The organism is Stenotrophomonas sp. INTA L402-1 (genome assembly GCF_059295135.1).
In genome coordinates, this window is sequence record NZ_JCAFWP010000028.1 from 31,224 (window position 1) to 50,367 (window position 19,144).

Consider the following 19,144-nt stretch of genomic DNA (forward strand, 5'->3'; position numbering starts at 1 on the left):
CCCGGCATCGCGGTCCACGTCATTACTGCGGCAGCACTTCCAGCGTGGCGACGTAGCTCAGGCGGCGCTTGGCGGCCTGCTTCACCGAGGTCTTGTTGTCTTCGGTGCCGGTCTCCAGCCAGTACATGCCGGCTTCCGGCCAGGTCACCTTGATCTCACCCTTGGCATCGCTGGTGACCTTCAGCTCGTCCTGCGCGTTGCGGTAGCGGGTGGCGCCACGCACGATCTCGAACTCCAGGCCGGCGGTCGGCTTGCCGTCGACCAGCACGCGGAAGGTGGCTTCCTCGCCGGCGAACAGATCGTTCGGGTGGCCGACGGCGACCAGCTCGATGCCACGGTTGGTCGGCTTCAGCGCGGTGTCGTTCGGGGCGCCGTTGGTGACGAAGGTCTCCACGCGGCCGACCGACTGGCTCACTTCCAGCTTCTTCGCATCCTTGGGCAGTTCGCCGAAGGTGGCGACGCTGCCGCGCCAGCGCTTGCGCTCGCCGTTCTGCTCGTAGGTGGCGAACAGGCCGTCATTGACCGACGCGATGCGGTAGGTGCCCGGCTGCTTCAGCTCGACATCGAACACGCTGCGGTACTTGCCGGTGGACGCGTTCTGCGGTTGCACGGTGCTGCCGTCCGGCGCGGTGATCACCAGCGACTCCAGGCGCAGCGGCACGTGGTTGAAATAGAACAGGTCGTTGGAGACCGCACCGTCGACGGTGATCCACGGCGCATTGCCGGCGATCACGGTCTGCGAGGGCAGCAGCCAGGCTTTGTGGGCCAGGGCGGAGAAGGGAAGGGCAGCGGCCAGAGCGGCGGCGAGGACGAGCGTGCGCTTCATGCGGAAGACTCCAGTGGATGCAGGGTGGTGCGGCGAGAGGAGGGGAATTACGACTTAATCCCCTCCGTCCCCTTTTCAGGGTTTTACGGCGAGGGTGACCTGGCCCAGTTCGGTGGCGCCCTGCGCCTTGCCGTTCTGCGCGGCGGTGGCTGGCCAGGTGAAGGGGATCTTCAGCAGTTCACGGCCGCCGACTTCGCGCACCGCTTCCACCACCAGGGTGTAGTTGCCCGGAGCCAGCTGCTTCAGCGCCGGCTGCTTGTCGTTGAACGACAGCGCGTGCTTGCCGGCCGGGCGGGTCGGGCCGGTCACGCCGTCCACCGGCACCTGCAGGGTGCGGCCGCTCTTGCGCCACCACTGGCGCAGGTCCGGCAGCCACTTGGTGCCGTGGCCTTCGCTGTTGCTGGTCTGCTGGTACCAGACCGACAGGTTGGCCGCGACCTTCTGGTCGGCGCCTTCCAGCCACACCGCCACGTACGGGCGGTGGTACTCGGCCACGTTGAGCTTGGGCACTTCGACGTTGATGTCGAGGGTGGTGGCATAGGCCGGCGAGGTGGCCAGCAGGCCGCTGAGGGCGATGGTCAGGGTGACGCGCATGGGGCGGCTCCGGAAACGAAGGAAAGTCAGTGGATCAGCAGCAGGGCGATCAGCAGCGGGATCATCAGGCCGAGGCCGACCAGCGGCCAGGTCATGCGCCGCTGCCGTGCATGCAGGTGAAGCAGGAACAGGCCGGTGATGCAGAACACCAGGCAGGCCACGGCGAACAGGTCCAGGAACCAGCCCCACGCCGGGCCCGCGTTGCGGCCCTTGTGCAGGTCGTTGAGATAGGACACCGCGCCGCGCGAGGTTGATTCGTACTCCACCGCGCCGGTCGCGCGATCGATGCTCAGCCAGGCGTCGCCACCCGGGCGCGGCAGCGACAGGTAGATCTCTTCGGCCGACCACTCGGCCGGGCGCCCGCCGATGGCGATGCCCAGCTGCGTGTCCAGCCATTGCCGTGCCGGGCGCGGGATCGGCGCGTTGCCGTCCTCGCGCGTGCCCAGCTGGCCCAGCAGCGCGGCCGGCAGTTCCAGATGCTGGTTCTGCACCTCGGGCTTGGCCTCGATCTTCGCGGCATGGTTGAGGGTCAGGCCGGTCACCGCAAACAGCAGCATGCCGATCAGGCAGACCGCCGAGCTGATCCAGTGCCACTGGTGCAGCGTCCGCAGCCAGAAGCCACGGTTCTGTTGCTGCTGCACGGTGGAAGAGGCAGGACGGCTCACGGCACGGTTCGAGGCGGACGGGGACTCCCCATTACATCATTGATGAGAATAGCTCGCAATTGCGTGTCGTTCTGTATCCCTGGGGGAATTGCCGGCCAGCGGCCGGCACTACGGACTGGCCGGCAATCCCACGGATCAGTAGATCCACGCCATGCGTGGATGGAGCGGTGCCGACCAAGGTTGGCACCCGCCAGGGCAGGGCGCAGAGATCAGAACTTCGCGTTCAACGAAATCCAGTAGCTGCGGCGCTGGTCCTTGGTCGCGTAGTCGTCCACGCAGCTGAACTCGCTGGGATTGAGCAGCAGGCACGACTGCGAAACGAAGTCCTTGTCGAACAGGTTGTTGACCCGTGCGTTGACCGTCAGCCACGGCGTGGCCTTCCAGCTGCCACCGAGATGGAAGATCGTGTAGTCCTCGTAATAGCGCACGTGGCGGGCGCCGGCACTGTCGATGAGGGTGTCGCGATAGCGGTCGTAGCGGCCTTCGCCGATCAGCGACAGGCTGATCGCTTCGTTGATCTGCCAGTTGAGGCTGGCGTTGGCCATGTGCTTTGCCGGCGTGGTGCCAGAGATCGGGCGTCCCTTGTCGGGGCCGCTGGTCTGCTCGCTCTTGGTCCACGTGTAGTTGCCGCGCAACTGCAGGTTGTCGAGCAGGTCGACATGACCGGCCAGTTCTGCGCCGCGGGTCTCGGCCTTGTCGATGTTCACGCTCTGGGTGAAGGTGCTGTAGCCCAGTGCTGCCCAGCCCGGGCCGATGTCCACGCAGTAACCGCTGCCGGCGCGGGCCACTTCGCAGTTCGGGAACGTGCCGCCGCTGGCGATCTTGTCTTCGAACTTGTTGAAGAAGCCGGTGACATTGAAGCCCCAGCGCTGGCCTTCGTAGTACGCGGCCAGCTCGTAGTTGGTGCTGGTTTCAGGCTTCAGGTTCGGCGAACCCACCAGCGGCAGCACGCCCTGGCCACCGAAGCCGGTGATGCCCGGGAACAGCTGATCCGGTCGCGGGGTCTTGTAGCCGGTGCTGACGCCACCCTTGAAGGTCCAGGCGTCAGTGGCGTTCCACACCAGGTAGCCGCGCGGGCTGACATGGCTGCCGAACACGTTGTGGTCGTCGTAGCGCAGGCCGAAGGTGGCGGTGAGGGTGTCGGTCAGCGACCAGTTGTCCTCGGCGAACAGCGCCCACATGCGGTGCTTCTGCTTGGTGTTGCTGCGGTAACCGGCGCCGTCCATGCCGAACACGCCGTCGATCATGTCAGTGTTGTTGTACTGGCCGCCGACGGTCAGCTTGTGCGCGCCGAAGTCGAGGTCGAGCATGGTGTCGAGCACGTAGCCTTCCAGCTCCATGGTGCGCAGCGGACGCGGCAGGAATGCCTGCAGGCGTGCCATTTCACTTGGGTTGAGGGCGGCCAGTGCATTGCCGCGGCCGGCCGCGCAGTTGTTGGCGCCGCCGGTGCGGCGGCAGACGTCGTTCCACAGTGTCTGCAGGTTGGCGCGTTCGTCCAGGGTCAGCGGCAGCGAGCGGCCCAGGTTGCTGCTCTTGCTGTGGGTCAGCGAGGTCTGCCAGGTGCCGAAGCTGTAGCGGCCCTGGTGGGTCAGCGACAACTGGTCGCGCTCGTAGCGCTGGTAGGCGGTGTAGCCCACGCGCGGCTGCACCACGCGGCGGGTGACGGTACCGCTGCCGTTCGGGTTGGGGATGACGGCATTGCCGACGCGCCACAGGCTGGCCAGGCTGTCGAGGGTGCCGGTCTGGCCCTCGCTGTTGTCGTACTTCTGCCGCGACACGTCGTAGTCCAGCCACAGTTCGTGGTCATCGTTGACGTGGAAGTTCAGCCGCACACCGGTGTTCCAGTTGGTGTTGGCCACCGACTTGCCGCCGCCACCGAAGCCGATGCTGCGCTCCCACAGGCTGCCGTCCGGCAGGGTCAGTGCATCCCACTCCGGATTGGAGGCCTTGGCGTCGTAGTAGCTGCCGCGTACTGCCAGGCCGAGACGGTCCTTGACCAGCGGGCCGCTGAGGTAGACGTCGGTGGTGCGTGCATCGCCGAACTGATCGTCCTGCTGCACGGTGAAGCCTTGGGTGAGCGCGCCGTGCCAGCTGTCCTGGTTGCGACGGGTGATGATGTTGATCACGCCGCCCATTGCATCCGAGCCGTACAACGTGGACATCGGGCCGCGCACCACTTCAATGCGCTCGATGGCATCCAGCGGCGGCAGGTAGGCGAACTGGCCACCGCCGAAGTTGTTCGGATACAGCTGGCCGACATTGCTCTGGCGGCGGCCGTCGATCAGCACCAGGGTGTACTCGGAGGGCAGGCCGCGCATCGAGATGGTGGCACGGCCGTTCTTGTCGCTGGCTTCCAGGCCGACGTCGATGCCTTCAACGTCGCGCAGCGCGTCGACCAGATTGGTGTACGGGCGCTTGCTGAGTTCTTCGCGGCTGACCACGCTGATGCTGGCGGGTGCATCGACCACCTTCTGCTCAAAGCCGGAGGCGGTGACCACCACCTTGTCCAGCGTCTGTGGCGCGCCGGAAGCGTCACCGTGGGCGAAGGCCGGGGCGGTCATGGCCGCCAGCACGGCGCTGGTCAGCAGGGTACGGGACAGGGACGAACGGACACGATGGCGCTGGGCCATGGCAGTAACCTCGAAGGATGCAGGGTGGTGCAATGCCAGGCGCGAACGGCGCGGCATGCACGGGGAGGCCCGGTCAGGGGCGGCAGGGATGAAGCAGGCAGCGGCGTGCGGGCACGACCGCGCAGGCGGTCACGCGGGGCCGTGAATCAGGCGAGCGGCGGCGCCTGGCCGCGTTGCTGGCGGCGCCCGGGCGCGTCGGCCCAGGGCGTGTCCGGAGCGGCCAGCGGCCAGTCCGGGCGCACGCCGGGCATGGCCGGCGTGGCAGGTACGAGTTCAAGCTCGGTGCGCAGCCATTGGCTGGCCAGCAGCAGCGGCGGGCGCGCCTTCTCGGCCGATTTCACCGGGGCGGCAGCACAGCGGCGCAGTTTGGCCGGTGCTTCTTCCTGCGGGGACGCTTCGCCACCGCGCTCTTCCAGCGGCATCTGCACGGCCATTCCGGCCTGGCCGTGTGGCAGCAGCGGCAGGGTGCCCAGCAGCAAAGCCAGCATCGCCACCCACGCCAGCAGGCTGGCCAGCGCAGGACGCTGACCGCGCATGGCGGTGCCCATCTTTCGATGGATGAGTGGGCGAGGGCGAAGCGGGCGCAGCAAGCAGGGGTCCCCAAGGGTCTGCCGGCAGCGGCCGGCATCAACGGGGCGTGATTGTAATGAGAGCTGTTAGCTGTTGCAAATGAGAATGATTGCCAAATTGTCGCAGGTCGGCCGGATGGGGCTCAGACTTCGCTCCAGCGCCGCAGCAGGTTGTGGTACACGCCGGTCAGCTGCAGGATCGCCTCGGCGTCACCGCCGGTCTGCCGCAGGCGCTCGATCGAGCCATCCATTTCCCACAGCAGGCGGCGCTGCACATCGTCGCGGATCATGCTCTGTACCCAGAAGAACGAGGCCACGCGCGCACCGCGGGTGACCGGCCGCACCTGGTGCAGGCTGCTGGACGGATACACGATCAGGTCGCCGGCCGGCAGCTTTACCTCGTGCTCGCCGTAGGTATCGCTGATGATCAGCTCGCCGCCCTCGTACTCCTCGGGCGCGGACAGGAACAGGGTGCAGGAGATGTCCGAGCGCAGTTGCTCGCCGTTGGCCAGGTTCATCACCGCACCATCGACGTGGAAGCCATAGGTGCCGCCACCGCTGTAGCGGTTGAAACGCGGCGGCAGGATCTTCAGGGGCAGCGCGGCAGCAAAGAACAAGGGGCTGCGGCTCAGCGCGGCCAGTAGGTCCCTGCCCAGCTCCGCCTTCAGGGGAGATGCATCGGGTAGCTGCAGATTGTGCTTGACCATCGCGCCCTGTGCACCGACGGTCTCGCGACCGTCGGTCCAGTCTGCAGCGTCGAGTCGCCTGCGTGCCTGCGCCACGTCCTGGGGTGAAAGCACGTCGGGAATGTGCAGCAGCATGGCGGTTCCTTTGGGGGCGCGGGGGAGTGGGCTCCCCCGCGTGCTGCATCAGAAGCGGATGTCCGCGCTGAGCAGGAAGGTGCGCGGGGCACCCGGGGTGTAACGGTAGCCGCTCTTGTTGATGCTGGCCACGTACTGCTTGTCGAACAGGTTGTAGCCGTTCAAGCGCAGCGAGATCGTCTCATTGATCGCCCAGGACACGACCGCGTCATACACCACGTAGGACTTGGTGAACGACGGGGTGCCCACCGCGCCGTCGGTGCCGCGGTGCATGCCGGCGGCATAGCGTACGCCGCCGCCCACGGTGATGCCGTAGGGCAGGGTGTAGCTGGTCCAGCCGGTGAACGTGTCGTCCGGGGTATAGGTCAGGTTGGTTGTGCCATCGGCGGCCACCTTCGCGCCTTCCCTTACGTCGGTGTCCAGGTGGCTGTATCCGGCGCTGACCGACCAGTTGTCGGTCAGGCGGCCGACTGCGGAGAGCTCCACGCCCTTGACCCGCTTGCTGCCGGTCTGGGTCGGGTTGCCGGCATCGTCGAGCACGGTGGTGTTGATCTCGTTGTCCACGTCCGTCTGGAACAACGCAAGGTTCACTGCCAGGGCGTCATCCAGGAACGCCCACTTGCTGCCCACTTCGAAGGTCTTGGCCTTCTGCGGGTCCAGCTTGGGGTTGTCGGCACTGCTGGCCGAGCTGCTCAGCTGGAAGTTGGCACCACCCGGGGGTTGTTGCGAGATGGCGTAGTTGGCGTAGACGCTGACGGCATCGCCGACCTTGTAGAGGGCGCCGAGCTTCCAGTTCAGCAGCGTATCGGACGCGTCCAGCGTCGGGTTGCGCAGCACCGTGCCGGCAGGATTGCTGCCACACGCCGGGCCGCCGCGGCCACCACACACCGACGCGCTGGCGTACTCGGTCTTGTAGTGGTCCGCACGCACGCCAGCGGTCAACAGGAAGCTTTCGCCGAAGGACAGGGTATCGAACAGGTACACCGAGGAGGTGGTGGTCTTGCCATGTGCATCGGCGCCGTTGTGCGCCCAGTTCAGGCCGCTGACGTTCCAGTCCGGGTTGTACAGGTTCGCAGCGGGCCAGCTGGTACCGGCAGCGGCGGCCTGGCCGTAGCTGTCCAGTTCTTCACGGGTGAATTCCAGGCCAGCGCTCAATGCGTGCCCGACCGCGCCGGTGGCGAAGTCGGCGCGCAGGTTCAGCTGATCGGTGAGGATCGTGTTGCGCTGGTCCTTGAAGGTCGGCAGGCTGCGCGCGATGGCGTAGCTGGAAAGGTCGGCCGGGTTGGCATAGGTGATGTTGCCGGTCGGGCGGCCGCCTGCGCCGCGCACGCCGGTGCCCATGAAGGCGGTGAGCAGGTAGTCCTGTTCGGTGCGACCCCAGCGGGCGGTGTTGGTCAGGCGCACGCTGTCGTTGAAGTCGTGCTCGAAACGGAACGTGGCCATCTTCGCGGTCACGTCATCGTGGTCGGCGCGGGTGCCGTAGAAGTTCTCCGGATCGACCGGGTGCCCGGCCAGCGCTTCCAGCGTCGGCTGCGGCGTCCAGCCCGGCAGGCCCAGGGTGGGCACGCCACCATCGGGCACGTTGTCCTGCTTCACGTACAGCAGGTTGAGGTAGTAGCGCGTGGCAGTGCCCAGGCCGAAGGCCAGCGACGGTGCGATGCCCCAGCGCTTGTTCTGCACGTGGTCGCGGCCGGGCTGGTCGCTGTCCTGCCACATGCCGTTGATGCGCAGCGCGCTGGTGGTGCCCAGCGACTGGTTCCAGTCGGCGGTGGCGCGGCGCTGCTGGTCGCTGCCCAGCGAAATGCTGGCCGACGTCGCGTCCTGCAGGTTGGCCTGCTTGCTGACAAGGTTGATCGCGCCGGTCGGCGCCGAACGGCCATTGTCGGTGCCGGCCGGCCCCTTGGTCACTTCCACCTGTTCGATGTTGAATACATCGCGCGAGATCGAGCCCAGGTCGCGCACACCGTCCACATACAGGCTGTTGGAGGTGTCGAAGCCGCGCATGAACAGCGCGTCGCCGGTGGTGGTGTTGCCGTTCTCACCGGCGTAGAAGGTGCCCACGCCGGGGCTGTTGCGCAGTGCCTCGGTGAGGGTCGTTGCGCCCTGCTGGTTGAACAGGTCGCTGGTAATCACTTGGATGGTTTGCGGCGTGTCCTGCAGGCGCTGGGTGAACTTCGGCGAGGCCACCTTGTCGGCTTTGTAGCCCCGGGTGGCGTGCACGTCGATCTTGTCCAGCGTGCGGGCGTTGTCGGTGGCTTCAGCGTGGGCCAGCGCGGGCAGGGTGGCCAGGCCGAGGCCGGCGGCAAGACTGGCGGTGGCCAGCGGCAGGGTACGAAGCGGCGAAGCGTGCTTGCGGCTCTTGATCGGGTTCATGGGCGTCTGCAGAAGGGGAACAGGGAGAGGCGGCCGGCGCGGGCCGCGCGGCAGCAGTACGTAGAACGAGGGGGGGCGTGCGGATGCGGCTGCGCATGGCGCAGCAGAGCGTCAGGCCAGCAGCGCGGGCGGTGCGTGGGATGGGGGCTGGCGCCGGCCCGGTGCGAGCACCGGAGGGGTCGGTGTCACCGGCGCCGGAGCGTCTGCAGGTGCATTGTCAGGGTGCTGCAGGCAGAGTCGCCGCAGGGCACGAGGTTTGTCGCCGCGACTGCCATCGGGTTCGGATTCAGCGGGGTGCATCGCCTGTTCGTGCGGCAGCACGTGTGGCGGGGACGCGGGCGACACATCCTGAGCATACAGAGTCGGCGCATCGGCGGTCGCCGTGTGCCTGCCTTCATGCAACGCAGACCAACCCAACACCAGCGTCAGCAGCACGGCCACGAGCAGCGGCCACCCTTGACGGGCAAGCTGGCACAGCGTGGCGGTGGGCGCGGGCGAAGCCATGGCGCGGGGGCTGAGTCGTTACGAAGATGTTACGTAGAATAACATCAACGATAATGATTCGCATGTACGGGTCGTTCCGGGCCACCGAGATGGCCCGGGGACGCCCTGGGGAGGCTCTAATGGCCTTGCGGTAGATCCACCCCGTGGGTGAATGCTCTCCCGAGGGGCGCCCTCTGGGGGGGGGGCTCTCTGGGCCGAGCGCTGCCTCAATCCCGGTCGTCGCGGGTCCAGACAGCGTCGTGCTCGCGCTTCACCGGAAACTTGGGCACAGGGCTGTAGGCCGGGGCACACAGGGCGCGGCCGTCACGCACGTCGAAGCGCGCGCCGTGCAGCACGCACTCCACGCTGCCCTCGGTGGTGTTGAACTCGCCCGAGGACAGCTCGAACTCTTCATGTGTGCACTGGTCTTCCAGCGCGTACAACTCACCGTCGAGGTTGAACACCACGATCGGCGTGCCGGTCACTTCGTCGAACACGCTCTTCATTTCACCCGGCAGCAGCTCGGTGCCGGCACAGACGAAGGTCCAGGTATCGCTCACGCGGCGGCTCCGGCCAGCGGCTTTTCCAGGATCTCGAAGCGCAGGTCGTCGCGCTTGGGAATGCCGAAACGCTCGTCGCCGTACGGGAACGGCTTCTTGATGCCGGTGCGCAGATAGCCGCGGCGCTCGTAGAAGGCGATCAGCTCGTCGCGCACGTCGATCACCGTCATCTGCATCACCGGCACCTTCCATTCGCGTGCGGCGTGCGCTTCGGCGGCGTCCATCAGCTGCTTGCCGACGCCGCCACCCTGCTGGGCCGGGTCGACCGAGAACATGCCGAAGTAGCCCTTGCCGTCGACATCGGCGACGTGGGCGCAGGCCACCAGCTGGCCGTCGCGTTCGGCCAGCAGGATGGTGGAGCGCGGGCGGTCCAGGTCGGCCTGGATGCCTTCGGCATCGATGCGGGCGCCGTCCAGCAGGTCGGCTTCGGTGGTCCAGCCGACGCGGCTGGCATCACCCCGGTAGGCCGAGGTGACGAGGGCAATGAGGGCGGGGATGTCGGCCGACGTGGCGGCGCGGAAGGTCAGGGTGGTCATGGGCACATTCTAGGTGGGGTGGGGGCGGGCGCAAATGGGGCGCCCCGGCAGTTCCGGCAACGGTATGCTCGCGCTTCATCAATTGTCATACAGGGCCGTGGCGTGGACGTGTCGAGGGGAATCGCGCTGGCGTTGACCGCGGGGATGATGATGGCCCTGGTACGTCTGCCGGCGCATGTGGACGGCGGCGGCATTGCGCCCAACGGCCTGGGGTGCCCGGGTTTCAGTCCGTCCCGTGCGTTGCCGGTCACGTTGGAGGCGCTACGGGCTGATCCCATGCGCTATCACGGGAGATTGTTACGCGTGCGGGGTGCCTACGTTGATGGTTTTGAAATGTCTGCGCTGCATCCCGGGCCGTCGGTACAGGACCCATGGGCGGCTGAGGGCGTGTGGGTGAATGGAATTCCCATCCTGGTGCTGCCGCCGGAGCAGGCGGTTGAACTCACCGGAATCGTAGCGGCGGGCCGGCCCGATTTCCCTTTCGGCAAGGGGCATCTTGGGCAATGGCCTGCGGAGCTCTGCGTGTCTTCGATCCTGCCATCGGCGCCGCCATGAAAAACGCCGCGGTTTCCCGCGGCGTTCTCGATGCTTCCGGCTGGCCCGGGAATCTCACCCCAGCAGTTTGCGTACCTTGGTCAGCGCGGTCATGAACCGCTCGATCTCGGCGTGCGTGTTGTAGAACGCCAGCGAGGCACGGCAGGTGGCCGCGACGCCAAAGTACTGCAGCAGCGGATGCGCGCAGTGCTGGCCCGAGCGCACGGCCACGCCTTCCAGATCCAGAAGGGTGGCCAGATCGTGGGCATGCGCGCCGTCGATCAGGAACGAGACCACGGCGGCCTTCTCCGGCGCTTCGCCGATGATGCGCAGGCCGTCGACGCGGCGCAGCTCTTCGGTGAAGTGCGCCAGCAGTTCGGCTTCGCGGGCTTCCACGTTCTCCTGGCCAAGCTGCTGCAGGTAGTCGGCAGCCACACCCAGGCCGATGAAACCGGCGATGTTCGGGGTGCCGGCTTCGAACTTGTGCGGGGCATCGTTGAACACGGTGCCGTCGAAGCTGACTTCCTTGATCATCTCGCCGCCGCCGAGGAACGGCGGCATCGCGTCCAAGTGCTCGCGACGGGCCCACAGCGCACCGGTGCCGGTCGGGCCGCACATCTTGTGGCCGGTAATGGCGTAGAAATCGCAGCCGATCGCGGCGACATCGACCTTGCGGTGCGGTACCGCCTGCGAGCCATCGACCACGGTGATGATGCCGCGCTTGCGCGCTTCGCGGCAGATCTCGCGCACCGGGTTGACCGTGCCCAGCACGTTCGAGACGTGGGTGACCGCCAGCAGCTTGACCTCCGGGGTCATTGCCGCGCGCAGCGCATCCAGATCGAGTGCGCCGTCAGGCGTGATCTCGGCCACGCGGATGGTGGCGCCGGTACGCTGCGCGACCAGCTGCCACGGCACGATGTTGGCGTGGTGCTCCATGCGCGTGATCAGGATCACGTCACCGGCCTTCAGCCGTGGCAGCGCCCACGAGTAGGCCACCAGGTTGATGGCGAAGGTGGTGCCACTGCACAGCACCAGGTCGCCGGGGCGCACGTTGAGGAAGCGCGCCAGCTTGTTGCGTGCGCCTTCGTAGGCATCGGTGGCTTCGCTGCCCAGTGCATGCACCGCGCGGCTGACGTTGGCGTTGTAGCGGCGGTAGAACTCGTCCACCGCGCCGATCACCTGCACCGGCTTCTGGCCGGTGTTGGCATTGTCGAAATAGACCAGCGGCTTGCCGTGCACTTCGCGCATCAGCAGCGGGAAGTCGAGGCGGACGCGGTCCCAGTCGGGGGCGCCGGTGCGTTCTTCGATCGGGCGCGGCGTGGACAGGTTCATGCCACACCCGCCTCGGCGAGGGCCTTGTCCAGCCGACGTGCCAGCTGCGCACGCAGTGCGTCGGGCAGGATCTTCAGCGGCTCGTGGCAGAACGCGGCGCTCAGCAGTGCCTGCGCCTGGGCCTGCGGCAGGCCGCGCGAGCGCAGGTAGAACAGCGCATTGGCATCGAGCTGGCCGACGGTCGCGCCGTGCGCGGCCTTCACTTCATCGGCGTCGATCACCAGCGTCGGCTGGGTGTCGATCTCGGCATCGGCCGACAGCAGCAGGTTCTTGTTGGACAGGTTCGCGTCGGTGCCATCGGCGCCTTCGCGGATCTGGATGCCACCATGGAACACCACGCGGCTGCGGTTGGCGGCGACGCCGCGCCACAGCAGTTCGCAGGCGGTATCGCGTGCGATGTGGTCGATGCCCAGGCGGGTTTCGACGTGGCGGCGGCCATTGCCAAGCAGCACGCCGTTGGCGGTCAGCTGGGCATTGTCGCCTTCCAGGCGCACGTTCAGTTCATGGCGGCTGAGCGCGGCGCCCAGTTCCAGGTCGACGCGGTGGTACTGCGCGTCGCGGGCCAGCACCGCGTCGGTGCGCAGGAAGCTGGTCTGGCGCGCGCTGCCGGCCTGCACGCGGGCGTGCTTGAGCACGGCATCACGGGCGACGTGGGCATGCAGCACGGTGTTGTCCAGGTGGGCGGAGTCACCCACGCTGAAGCGATGCTCGACCACGCCCAGGCTGGCGCCGGCACGCAGTTCGATCAGGTGACGGTGGTGCCAGGCCAGATCGGTGTCGCCGGCGACGCTGGCGAACACCAGCTGCAGCGGCACGTCGACCTGTACGCCTTCATCCACGCGCAGCACCACGCCTTCATCGGCCAGCGCGGCATTCAGGCGGGCGAAGATCTCCTCGCTGCGCTCGTAGCGGCGGCCGAGGAAACGCACGGCGTCTTCACCGGCGGCCAGTGCGGCCGACAACGGCTGCAGCTGCACGCCGGCCGGCAGCGCCTGCACGTCGCTCAGCGCGGCATCCAGGCGGCCGTTGACGAACACCAGGCGCGGCGCCGGGATGTCGTCCAGCAGCGCGGTGTCCAGCGCCGGGCCCTGCAACGGTGCCGCGGCGAACGAACGGCGTTCCAGCTGGCGCAGCGAGGTGTACTTCCAGGCTTCGTTGCGGGCGGCCGGCAGGCCGTCGCGCAGGGCCGCATCCAGCACTTCGCGGCGCGCATCGCTGCCGCAGAAGGCCTGGGCCATCGAATCAAGCAGGGCGCTCATCAGACCGCCGCCTCGGGCACGACCCGGTCCTTCAGGAAATCATAGCCGTGCGCTTCCAGTTCCAGTGCCAGCTCCGGGCCGCCACTCTTGACGATGCGGCCATCGGCCAGCACGTGCACCACGTCCGGCTTGATGTAGTCCAGCAGGCGCTGGTAGTGGGTGATGACCAGGAACGAGCGGTCGGCGGCGCGCAGTGCGTTGACACCATCGGCCACGCTCTTCAGCGCGTCGATGTCCAGGCCCGAGTCGGTTTCGTCCAGGATCGCCAGCTTCGGTTCCAGCACGGCCAGCTGGAAGATCTCGTTGCGCTTCTTCTCGCCACCGGAGAAGCCTTCGTTGACGCCACGGTGCAGCAGTTCGTCCTTCAGGTGCAGCACGGCCAGCTTCTGGCGCACCAGCTTGAGGAACTGCATGGAATCGAGTTCTTCCTCACCGCGCGCCTTGCGCTGGGCGTTCAGTGCCGCGCGCAGGAAGTAGGTGTTGTTCACGCCCGGGATTTCCACCGGGTACTGGAACGCCAGGAACAGGCCGGCAGCGGCGCGCGCTTCCGGGTCCTGCTCCAGCAGGTCGACGCCGTCGAACTGCACGCTGCCTTCGGTCACTTCGTAGCCGTCGCGGCCGGCCAGGACATTGCCCAGGGTGGACTTGCCGGCGCCGTTCGGGCCCATGATGGCGTGCACCTGGCCGGGCTTCACATCCAGCGACAGGCCCTTGAGGATTTCCTTGTCGCCGATGCGGGCGTGGAGGTTTTCGATCTTCAGCATGGTGGGGGGTTCCGTGGGGCGGGCCAGGGCCCGCCGATAAAGAGAATGCGTTTGCGAGGGGCAGGGGCGGGCGGTCAGCCCACCGAACCTTCCAGCGAGACTTCCAGCAGCTTCTTGGCTTCCACCGCGAACTCCATCGGCAGTTCGCGGAACACCTGCTTGCAGAAGCCGTCGACGATCAGCGATACCGCGTCTTCCTGGCTGATGCCACGGGCGCGGCAGTAGAACAGCTGGTCATCGGAGATCTTGGAGGTGGTTGCCTCGTGCTCGACGGTGGCGCCCGGGTTCTTCACTTCGATGTAGGGGAAGGTGTGCGCGCCGCACTGCTTGCCGATCAGCAGCGAATCGCACTGGGTGTAGTTGCGCGCGCCGTCGGCGTTGCGGTCGACCTTGACCAGGCCGCGGTAGGTGTTCTGGCCGCGGCCGGCGCTGATGCCCTTGCTGACGATCTTGCTCTTGGTGCGCTTGCCGACGTGGATCATCTTGGTGCCGGTGTCGGCCTGCTGGCGGTGATGGGTCAGCGCGACGGAGTGGAATTCACCCACCGAGTCGTCGCCCAGCAGCACGCAGGACGGGTACTTCCAGGTGATCGCCGAGCCGGTCTCGACCTGGGTCCAGGTGACCTTGCTGCGCGCGCCACGGCATTCGGCACGCTTGGTGACGAAGTTGTAGATGCCGCCGACGCCGTTCTCGTCGCCCGGGTACCAGTTCTGCACGGTGGAGTACTTGATCTCCGCATCTTCCAGCGCGACCAGCTCGACCACCGCAGCGTGCAGCTGGTTCTCGTCGCGCATCGGCGCGGTGCAGCCTTCCAGGTAGGACACGTAGGCCTTGTCCTCGCACACGATCAGGGTGCGCTCGAACTGGCCGGTGTGGCCGGCATTGATGCGGAAGTAGGTGCTCAGTTCCATCGGGCAGCGAACGCCTTTGGGAATGAACACGAAGCTGCCATCGGAGAACACCGCCGAGTTGAGCGCGGCGAAGTAGTTGTCGCCCACCGGCACCACGGTGCCCAGGTACTGGCGGACCAGTTCCGGGTGTTCCTTGATGGCCTCGGACATCGAGCAGAAAATGATGCCCTTCTCGGCCAGTTCCTTGCGGAACGTGGTGCCGACGGACACCGAGTCGAACACCGCGTCCACCGCCACGCCGGCCAGCTTGGCACGCTCGTGCAGCGGCACGCCCAGCTTGTCGTAGGTGTCCAGAAGTTCCTTCGGCACGTCATCCAGCGAGGCGTACTTCGGGCCCTTCGGCGCGGAGTAGTAGCTGAGCGCCTGCAGGTCGATCGGCGCGATCTCCAGCTTGGCCCAGTCCGGCATCGGCATGGTCAGGAAGTGGCGGTAGGCGTCCAGGCGCCACTGCGTCATCCACTCCGGCTCTTCCTTCTTGGCCGACAGGGCACGGATGGTGTCCTCGTCCAGGCCCGGCGGCAGGGAGTCCGATTCGATCTCGGTGATGAAGCCGGCCGAATACTTGCGGCCGAGCTGCTCGTGGATCTCGCGGTTGGGGGTGTCGTCGTGGGCGACGTTTTCGATGGTTTCGGTGGCCATGGGGGGCTGCCTACGGATCAGGAGACGACGTCGACAGCGATGGTGCGGCGCTGTTCGTCATCGGCAAGGGGGAGAGGGGGCAGGATCTGCGCAAGGGTGACATCGCGCAGGGCCTCGGAAACCACGTCGTTGATCAGCCGCCAGCTGCTGCGCGCGCCGCACTTGGGCGCCATGCCGCACTGGTGGTGGTCGTGGCTGCATTCGGTCAGGGCCAGTGGCCCTTCCATCGCTTCGACCACTTCGAACAGCGAGATCTCGATGGCCGGGCGGGTCAGGCGGTAGCCGCCACGGACGCCGCGCAGGCCTTCAACCAGGCCGGCCTGGGCCAGCGGCTTGAGCACCTTGCTGACGGTGGGCGGCTCCAGACCGGTGAATTCGGCCAGCTCGGTGGCACTGAGCACCTCGCCCGGACGGGCGGCGAGCACGGTCAGCACGACGGTGGCGTAATCGGTGAGTTTGGTGACGCGCAACATGGGGATGCGAGTGGTTCTTAAAGCGGACTGAAATTGTACGCTTTTATTCGCCGCCATCCAACCCGGGCATTCAGCCGGCGCTGGGGCCGGGCCGGGAGGACACACCGGGGCCGTTGCCAGGGCGCAATGCTGCGCCAACGGGGTGATTTTCGCAATCACCCGGAATGGGCGAGAATCCCTGTTCCATTCGCTGCAAACAGCCCGTGCCGATGCCGAAGAAGATCCAAGCCCGCAAGTCCGCTATCCATGGCAACGGCGTGTTCGCCGTGGCCCCGATCAAGCAGGGCGAGCGCGTGATCCAGTACAAGGGCCTGCTGCGCAGCCACGGCGACGTTGATGCCGATGACAGCGGCGACGTCGAAAGTGGCCATACCTTCCTGTTCACCCTCAACGACGACTGGGTGATCGATGCCAACTACAAGGGCAATGACGCGCGCTGGATCAACCACAGCTGCGACCCGAACTGCGAGGCGGTGATCGAGGAAGACGAGGACGGCGACAGCCGCGGCGACAAGGTGTTCATCGAGGCGCTGCGTGACATCAAGGCCGGCGAAGAGTTGACCTACAACTACGGCATCACCCTGGCCGAGCGTCACACCGCCAAGCTGAAGAAGATCTGGGAGTGCCGCTGCGGCTCGCCCAAGTGCACCGGCACCATGCTGCAGCCCAAGCGCTGACCCGCAGCGGGTAGTGCCGGCCGCTGGCCGGCACACATGTGAAAAGCGTGCCGGCCAGCGGCCGGCACTACCTTACTTACCCAGCACGCCTGCCGGCACCAGGTTGCCCAGGTTCTGGTTGAAGGTGACCACCAGCTTGCCGTTCTTCACCTGCGCCGACTGCACCTGCAGCGCGCCGAGCAGGCCGGCCACGGCCGGGTCCAGCTTGTAGATCGGTTCGCGCTGGGCGTAGTCGCTCAGCCAGGCATTGAGCAGGCCGCGGGTGCGCGAATCGAGGCGACCGCCCTGGTTGGCCGGGGTGAAGTCATCCACGCTCGGCTGCTGCAGGTGGAAGCCCTGGGTCTGCGCGTCATAGCGCAGGCCGCTGCTGAGCTTCACCGTGCCCAGCTTGGCCGGGTTGCCACCGGCGGTGGCCAGTGCCACATCCATGCCCAGGTTCAGCCGCTCGCCGGCCGGAAGGCTCAGCTGTGGATGGCTCATGGTCAGCGCGATCAGGCCGCCGAGGGCGTCCTGGGTGCGTGGGAAGCTGCCATCGAGGTACTGCTGCACGTCACTGGCGCCGACCGACAGTTCGCGGCCGGAAATGGAAGGGGCGGCCTGGGCGCCGATCGCAGCGGCGATCAGTACGGTGGAGGCCGCGAGGCGGGTCATCAGGGAACGCAGGCGCATGGCGGTGACCGGTGGATATGAATGGACGAATCAAAGAGTAGCCGTGCCGGCTGAATCGCGCGTGCATGCCGCTGCAACGGTTCAGTCCAGCGATGGGCGCAGTTGCGCCGACTGGATCTGCCAGGCGCGGCCATCGGCACGGGGTTGCACCCGGTACCAGCCACCGAAGCGGAAGGTGCCCTCAGGGGTCACTGCGCGGATCTGCACCGGAACCTCCAGCAGCTGCGGCGGCTGGTGACCGTCGCGCGCGATCGGTAGTTCGCTGGTCAGGCGCAGGCTGCGCACGTCCGTGAGCTGGCGCAATGCGGCATCGTCGGCGCGTCGTGCATCGCTGGGCGGGAAGGTCCACGCGGCGTCGACGGCCTTGCGATCGCGATTGAGCAGGGCCATGACATAGGCATTGAGCATTCCCGCCGGCAGCTCGGCCTCGGCCGCGACGGCGGCAAACAGGGGATCGACATCGATGGCCTGCACGGCCGTTGCATCGCCTTCTGCGGCGGCCTGTGACTTCGTGCGGGCAGCTGCCTCGGCCGTGACCGACGGTGTGGCATCCGCTGGATCGGATTGCGATGTCGGCCGGGAACAGGCCAGCAGCACCAGCGGTGCGAGCAGTATCAGGAACCTGCGCATGTCTGCCTCCTCCCCGAGGCGAACGGAAGGAGGCAGTGTATCGGCTGTTCCGCGATCAGCGGGAGGAGGGCAGCTGTTCCAGTGCATCCAGCGCCGGCAGCACCTGCGTGGCGATGGCGGCCAGGGCATGCCCTTCGGTGTCGGCGTGGCGCTGCACGATGTCGCGCAGCAGCTGGGTGGCGATCACCAGCGTCGCGCGCTCGTCGCCGCTGATACCAGCGGTACGCGGTGCTGCTTCCAGCAGGCGCATCAGGTCGCGGCTTGCGCGATGTTCCAGTTCGATGGTGCAGCGCCCGGTGCACTGCAACCCGTCCTTTTCGATGGGGGTCACCGAGATCCGGTAGCGGGTGGAGGGGCTGGCCATGAGGGTGTGCTCGCCGTAGCTGTGGAGGATGTGCCCACCTTAGGCAAGGCCGTGCTCGGCGGCGATGGCCGGGGCTGCACGCAGTGTTCCACCCGGTACGTTCCGGGGCCGCAACGGACCACGTCCAGCCAATGGCGACGGGCCTGTACGCGCATTCCCGGGGATGCGGCAACGCTGTGTTGCGGGCTGTGGTTGGGACAAAAAAAACGGGACGGCCAGAGCCGTCCCGTCGGAATCCGCGTTGGGGCGCGCGCTTACAGCGCGGCGTCCTTCAGCTTCTTCAGCGGACGCACCTTCAGCTTGGTGGTGGCCGGCTTGGCAGCGAACCACTGCTCTTCCTTGGTGAACGGGTTGATGCCCTTGCGCTTCGGCTTGGCCGGCACATTGACGGTGGTGATCTTCAGCAGGCCCGGCAGGGTGAAGGAGCCAGCGCCCTTCTTGTGCACCGAGGAGGCGACGGCGCTTTCAAGCGAGGCCAGCACAGCGCGGACGTCCTTGGCGATGACGCCGGAGGCTTCAGCGATGTGTGCAACCAGGCCGGACTTGGTCAGCACTTCCTTGATCGGCTTCGGAGCGGCCGGCTTGGCGGCTGCCTTCGTCGCGACTTTCTTCACTGCCTTCTTCGGGGCAGCCTTCTTAGCGGTCTTTGCCATGGTTTCCTGTTCCGTGAACGGTTGGTTGTTTGGTCGGCGCCGAACCCCGTCGGCAAGCGCAATGTAGGGCAACTCTCGGGCGCCGCCAATAGCCCGAAGCGTGGAAAGTGCATGTTTTTTCATATCCAGGCCGATTCAGTACATGGCTGGCAGTGGGGGAAGGGGGTGTGGCAGCGCGCGCG

At 66.9% G+C, this 19,144-nt stretch carries 20 protein-coding genes; 2 read left to right on the forward strand and 18 right to left on the reverse strand.

Annotation, left to right across the window (positions count from 1 at the left end; genetic code table 11):
- Window positions 1–22 precede the first annotated feature (22 nt).
- From AC5O77_RS15510 to AC5O77_RS15550, 9 genes are all read right to left on the reverse strand, one after another.
- The gene (locus AC5O77_RS15510; RefSeq protein ID WP_071228078.1) at window positions 23–826 is read right to left on the reverse strand and encodes a DUF4198 domain-containing protein; all 804 of its coding nucleotides are present in this window, start codon (window positions 824–826) and stop codon (window positions 23–25) included.
- 75 nt (window positions 827–901) lie between these two features.
- Window positions 902–1,420: a DUF2271 domain-containing protein gene (locus AC5O77_RS15515; RefSeq protein WP_004147429.1), complete on the reverse strand. Its 519-nt coding sequence runs from the start codon at window positions 1,418–1,420 to the stop codon at window positions 902–904.
- Window positions 1,421–1,446: 26 nt separating this feature from the next.
- A complete protein-coding gene (locus AC5O77_RS15520; RefSeq protein WP_071228079.1) occupies window positions 1,447–2,085 on the reverse strand; it encodes a PepSY-associated TM helix domain-containing protein in 639 nt (212 codons plus the stop codon).
- Window positions 2,086–2,294: 209 nt separating this feature from the next.
- Entirely contained in the window at window positions 2,295–4,715 is a 2,421-nt protein-coding gene (locus AC5O77_RS15525) for a TonB-dependent receptor domain-containing protein (RefSeq protein ID WP_494506953.1), read from the reverse strand.
- A 146-nt stretch (window positions 4,716–4,861) separates the two neighbouring features.
- Window positions 4,862–5,263, reverse strand: coding sequence for a hypothetical protein (locus AC5O77_RS15530; RefSeq protein ID WP_049463139.1), 402 nt, complete (start codon window positions 5,261–5,263; stop codon window positions 4,862–4,864).
- A gap of 164 nt (window positions 5,264–5,427) precedes the next feature.
- A complete protein-coding gene (locus AC5O77_RS15535) occupies window positions 5,428–6,105 on the reverse strand; it encodes a Fe2+-dependent dioxygenase (RefSeq protein ID WP_494506954.1) in 678 nt (225 codons plus the stop codon).
- 48 nt (window positions 6,106–6,153) lie between these two features.
- Window positions 6,154–8,478 carry a catecholate siderophore receptor Fiu gene (locus AC5O77_RS15540; RefSeq protein WP_279912749.1) on the reverse strand — a complete coding sequence of 775 codons (2,325 nt, stop codon included), beginning with the start codon at window positions 8,476–8,478 and terminating at the stop codon, window positions 6,154–6,156.
- 710 nt (window positions 8,479–9,188) lie between these two features.
- Window positions 9,189–9,521 carry a non-heme iron oxygenase ferredoxin subunit gene (locus AC5O77_RS15545; protein ID WP_100437470.1) on the reverse strand — a complete coding sequence of 111 codons (333 nt, stop codon included), beginning with the start codon at window positions 9,519–9,521 and terminating at the stop codon, window positions 9,189–9,191.
- A complete protein-coding gene (locus tag AC5O77_RS15550) occupies window positions 9,518–10,057 on the reverse strand; it encodes a GNAT family N-acetyltransferase (protein ID WP_478058019.1) in 540 nt (179 codons plus the stop codon). The genes AC5O77_RS15545 and AC5O77_RS15550 overlap by 4 nt, the downstream gene beginning before the upstream one ends.
- A gap of 102 nt (window positions 10,058–10,159) precedes the next feature.
- Between AC5O77_RS15550 and AC5O77_RS15555 the strand changes: the two genes are divergently transcribed.
- Entirely contained in the window at window positions 10,160–10,612 is a 453-nt protein-coding gene (locus AC5O77_RS15555; protein WP_494506955.1) for a hypothetical protein, read from the forward strand.
- Between the two features lie 54 nt (window positions 10,613–10,666).
- Here the strand turns inward: AC5O77_RS15555 and AC5O77_RS15560 are convergent, their stop codons facing one another.
- The 5 genes from AC5O77_RS15560 to AC5O77_RS15580 all read right to left on the reverse strand — a co-directional run bounded on the left by AC5O77_RS15560 (window position 10,667) and on the right by AC5O77_RS15580 (window position 15,969).
- The gene (locus tag AC5O77_RS15560) at window positions 10,667–11,923 is read right to left on the reverse strand and encodes a cysteine desulfurase (protein WP_478058017.1); all 1,257 of its coding nucleotides are present in this window, start codon (window positions 11,921–11,923) and stop codon (window positions 10,667–10,669) included.
- On the reverse strand, window positions 11,920–13,182 hold the full coding sequence (sufD, locus tag AC5O77_RS15565; protein WP_317217212.1) for a Fe-S cluster assembly protein SufD: 1,263 nt from the start codon (window positions 13,180–13,182) through the stop codon (window positions 11,920–11,922). The genes AC5O77_RS15560 and sufD overlap by 4 nt, the downstream gene beginning before the upstream one ends.
- The gene (gene sufC / locus AC5O77_RS15570) at window positions 13,182–13,946 is read right to left on the reverse strand and encodes a Fe-S cluster assembly ATPase SufC (RefSeq protein WP_032129235.1); all 765 of its coding nucleotides are present in this window, start codon (window positions 13,944–13,946) and stop codon (window positions 13,182–13,184) included. The genes sufD and sufC overlap by 1 nt, the downstream gene beginning before the upstream one ends.
- A gap of 74 nt (window positions 13,947–14,020) precedes the next feature.
- Window positions 14,021–15,496 (reverse strand): Fe-S cluster assembly protein SufB, encoded by a 1,476-nt coding sequence (gene sufB, locus AC5O77_RS15575; RefSeq protein WP_478058016.1) that lies wholly within the window; start codon window positions 15,494–15,496, stop codon window positions 14,021–14,023.
- A gap of 17 nt (window positions 15,497–15,513) precedes the next feature.
- The gene (locus AC5O77_RS15580; protein WP_005408436.1) at window positions 15,514–15,969 is read right to left on the reverse strand and encodes an SUF system Fe-S cluster assembly regulator; all 456 of its coding nucleotides are present in this window, start codon (window positions 15,967–15,969) and stop codon (window positions 15,514–15,516) included.
- Between the two features lie 209 nt (window positions 15,970–16,178).
- Between AC5O77_RS15580 and AC5O77_RS15585 the strand changes: the two genes are divergently transcribed.
- Window positions 16,179–16,646: an SET domain-containing protein gene (locus tag AC5O77_RS15585; RefSeq protein ID WP_012479369.1), complete on the forward strand. Its 468-nt coding sequence runs from the start codon at window positions 16,179–16,181 to the stop codon at window positions 16,644–16,646.
- Between the two features lie 72 nt (window positions 16,647–16,718).
- Here AC5O77_RS15585 and AC5O77_RS15590 read toward each other — a convergent pair whose 3' ends face one another.
- The 4 genes from AC5O77_RS15590 to AC5O77_RS15605 all read right to left on the reverse strand — a co-directional run bounded on the left by AC5O77_RS15590 (window position 16,719) and on the right by AC5O77_RS15605 (window position 18,962).
- Window positions 16,719–17,315, reverse strand: a complete 597-nt coding sequence (locus AC5O77_RS15590; protein ID WP_012510326.1) for a YceB family lipoprotein — start codon at window positions 17,313–17,315, stop codon at window positions 16,719–16,721.
- 81 nt (window positions 17,316–17,396) lie between these two features.
- Entirely contained in the window at window positions 17,397–17,945 is a 549-nt protein-coding gene (locus AC5O77_RS15595) for a hypothetical protein (RefSeq protein WP_293794684.1), read from the reverse strand.
- A gap of 55 nt (window positions 17,946–18,000) precedes the next feature.
- The gene (locus AC5O77_RS15600) at window positions 18,001–18,309 is read right to left on the reverse strand and encodes a DUF3861 family protein (protein ID WP_032129232.1); all 309 of its coding nucleotides are present in this window, start codon (window positions 18,307–18,309) and stop codon (window positions 18,001–18,003) included.
- 254 nt (window positions 18,310–18,563) lie between these two features.
- Entirely contained in the window at window positions 18,564–18,962 is a 399-nt protein-coding gene (locus AC5O77_RS15605) for an HU family DNA-binding protein (protein WP_010483539.1), read from the reverse strand.
- Between the last annotated feature and the right edge of the window lie 182 nt (window positions 18,963–19,144).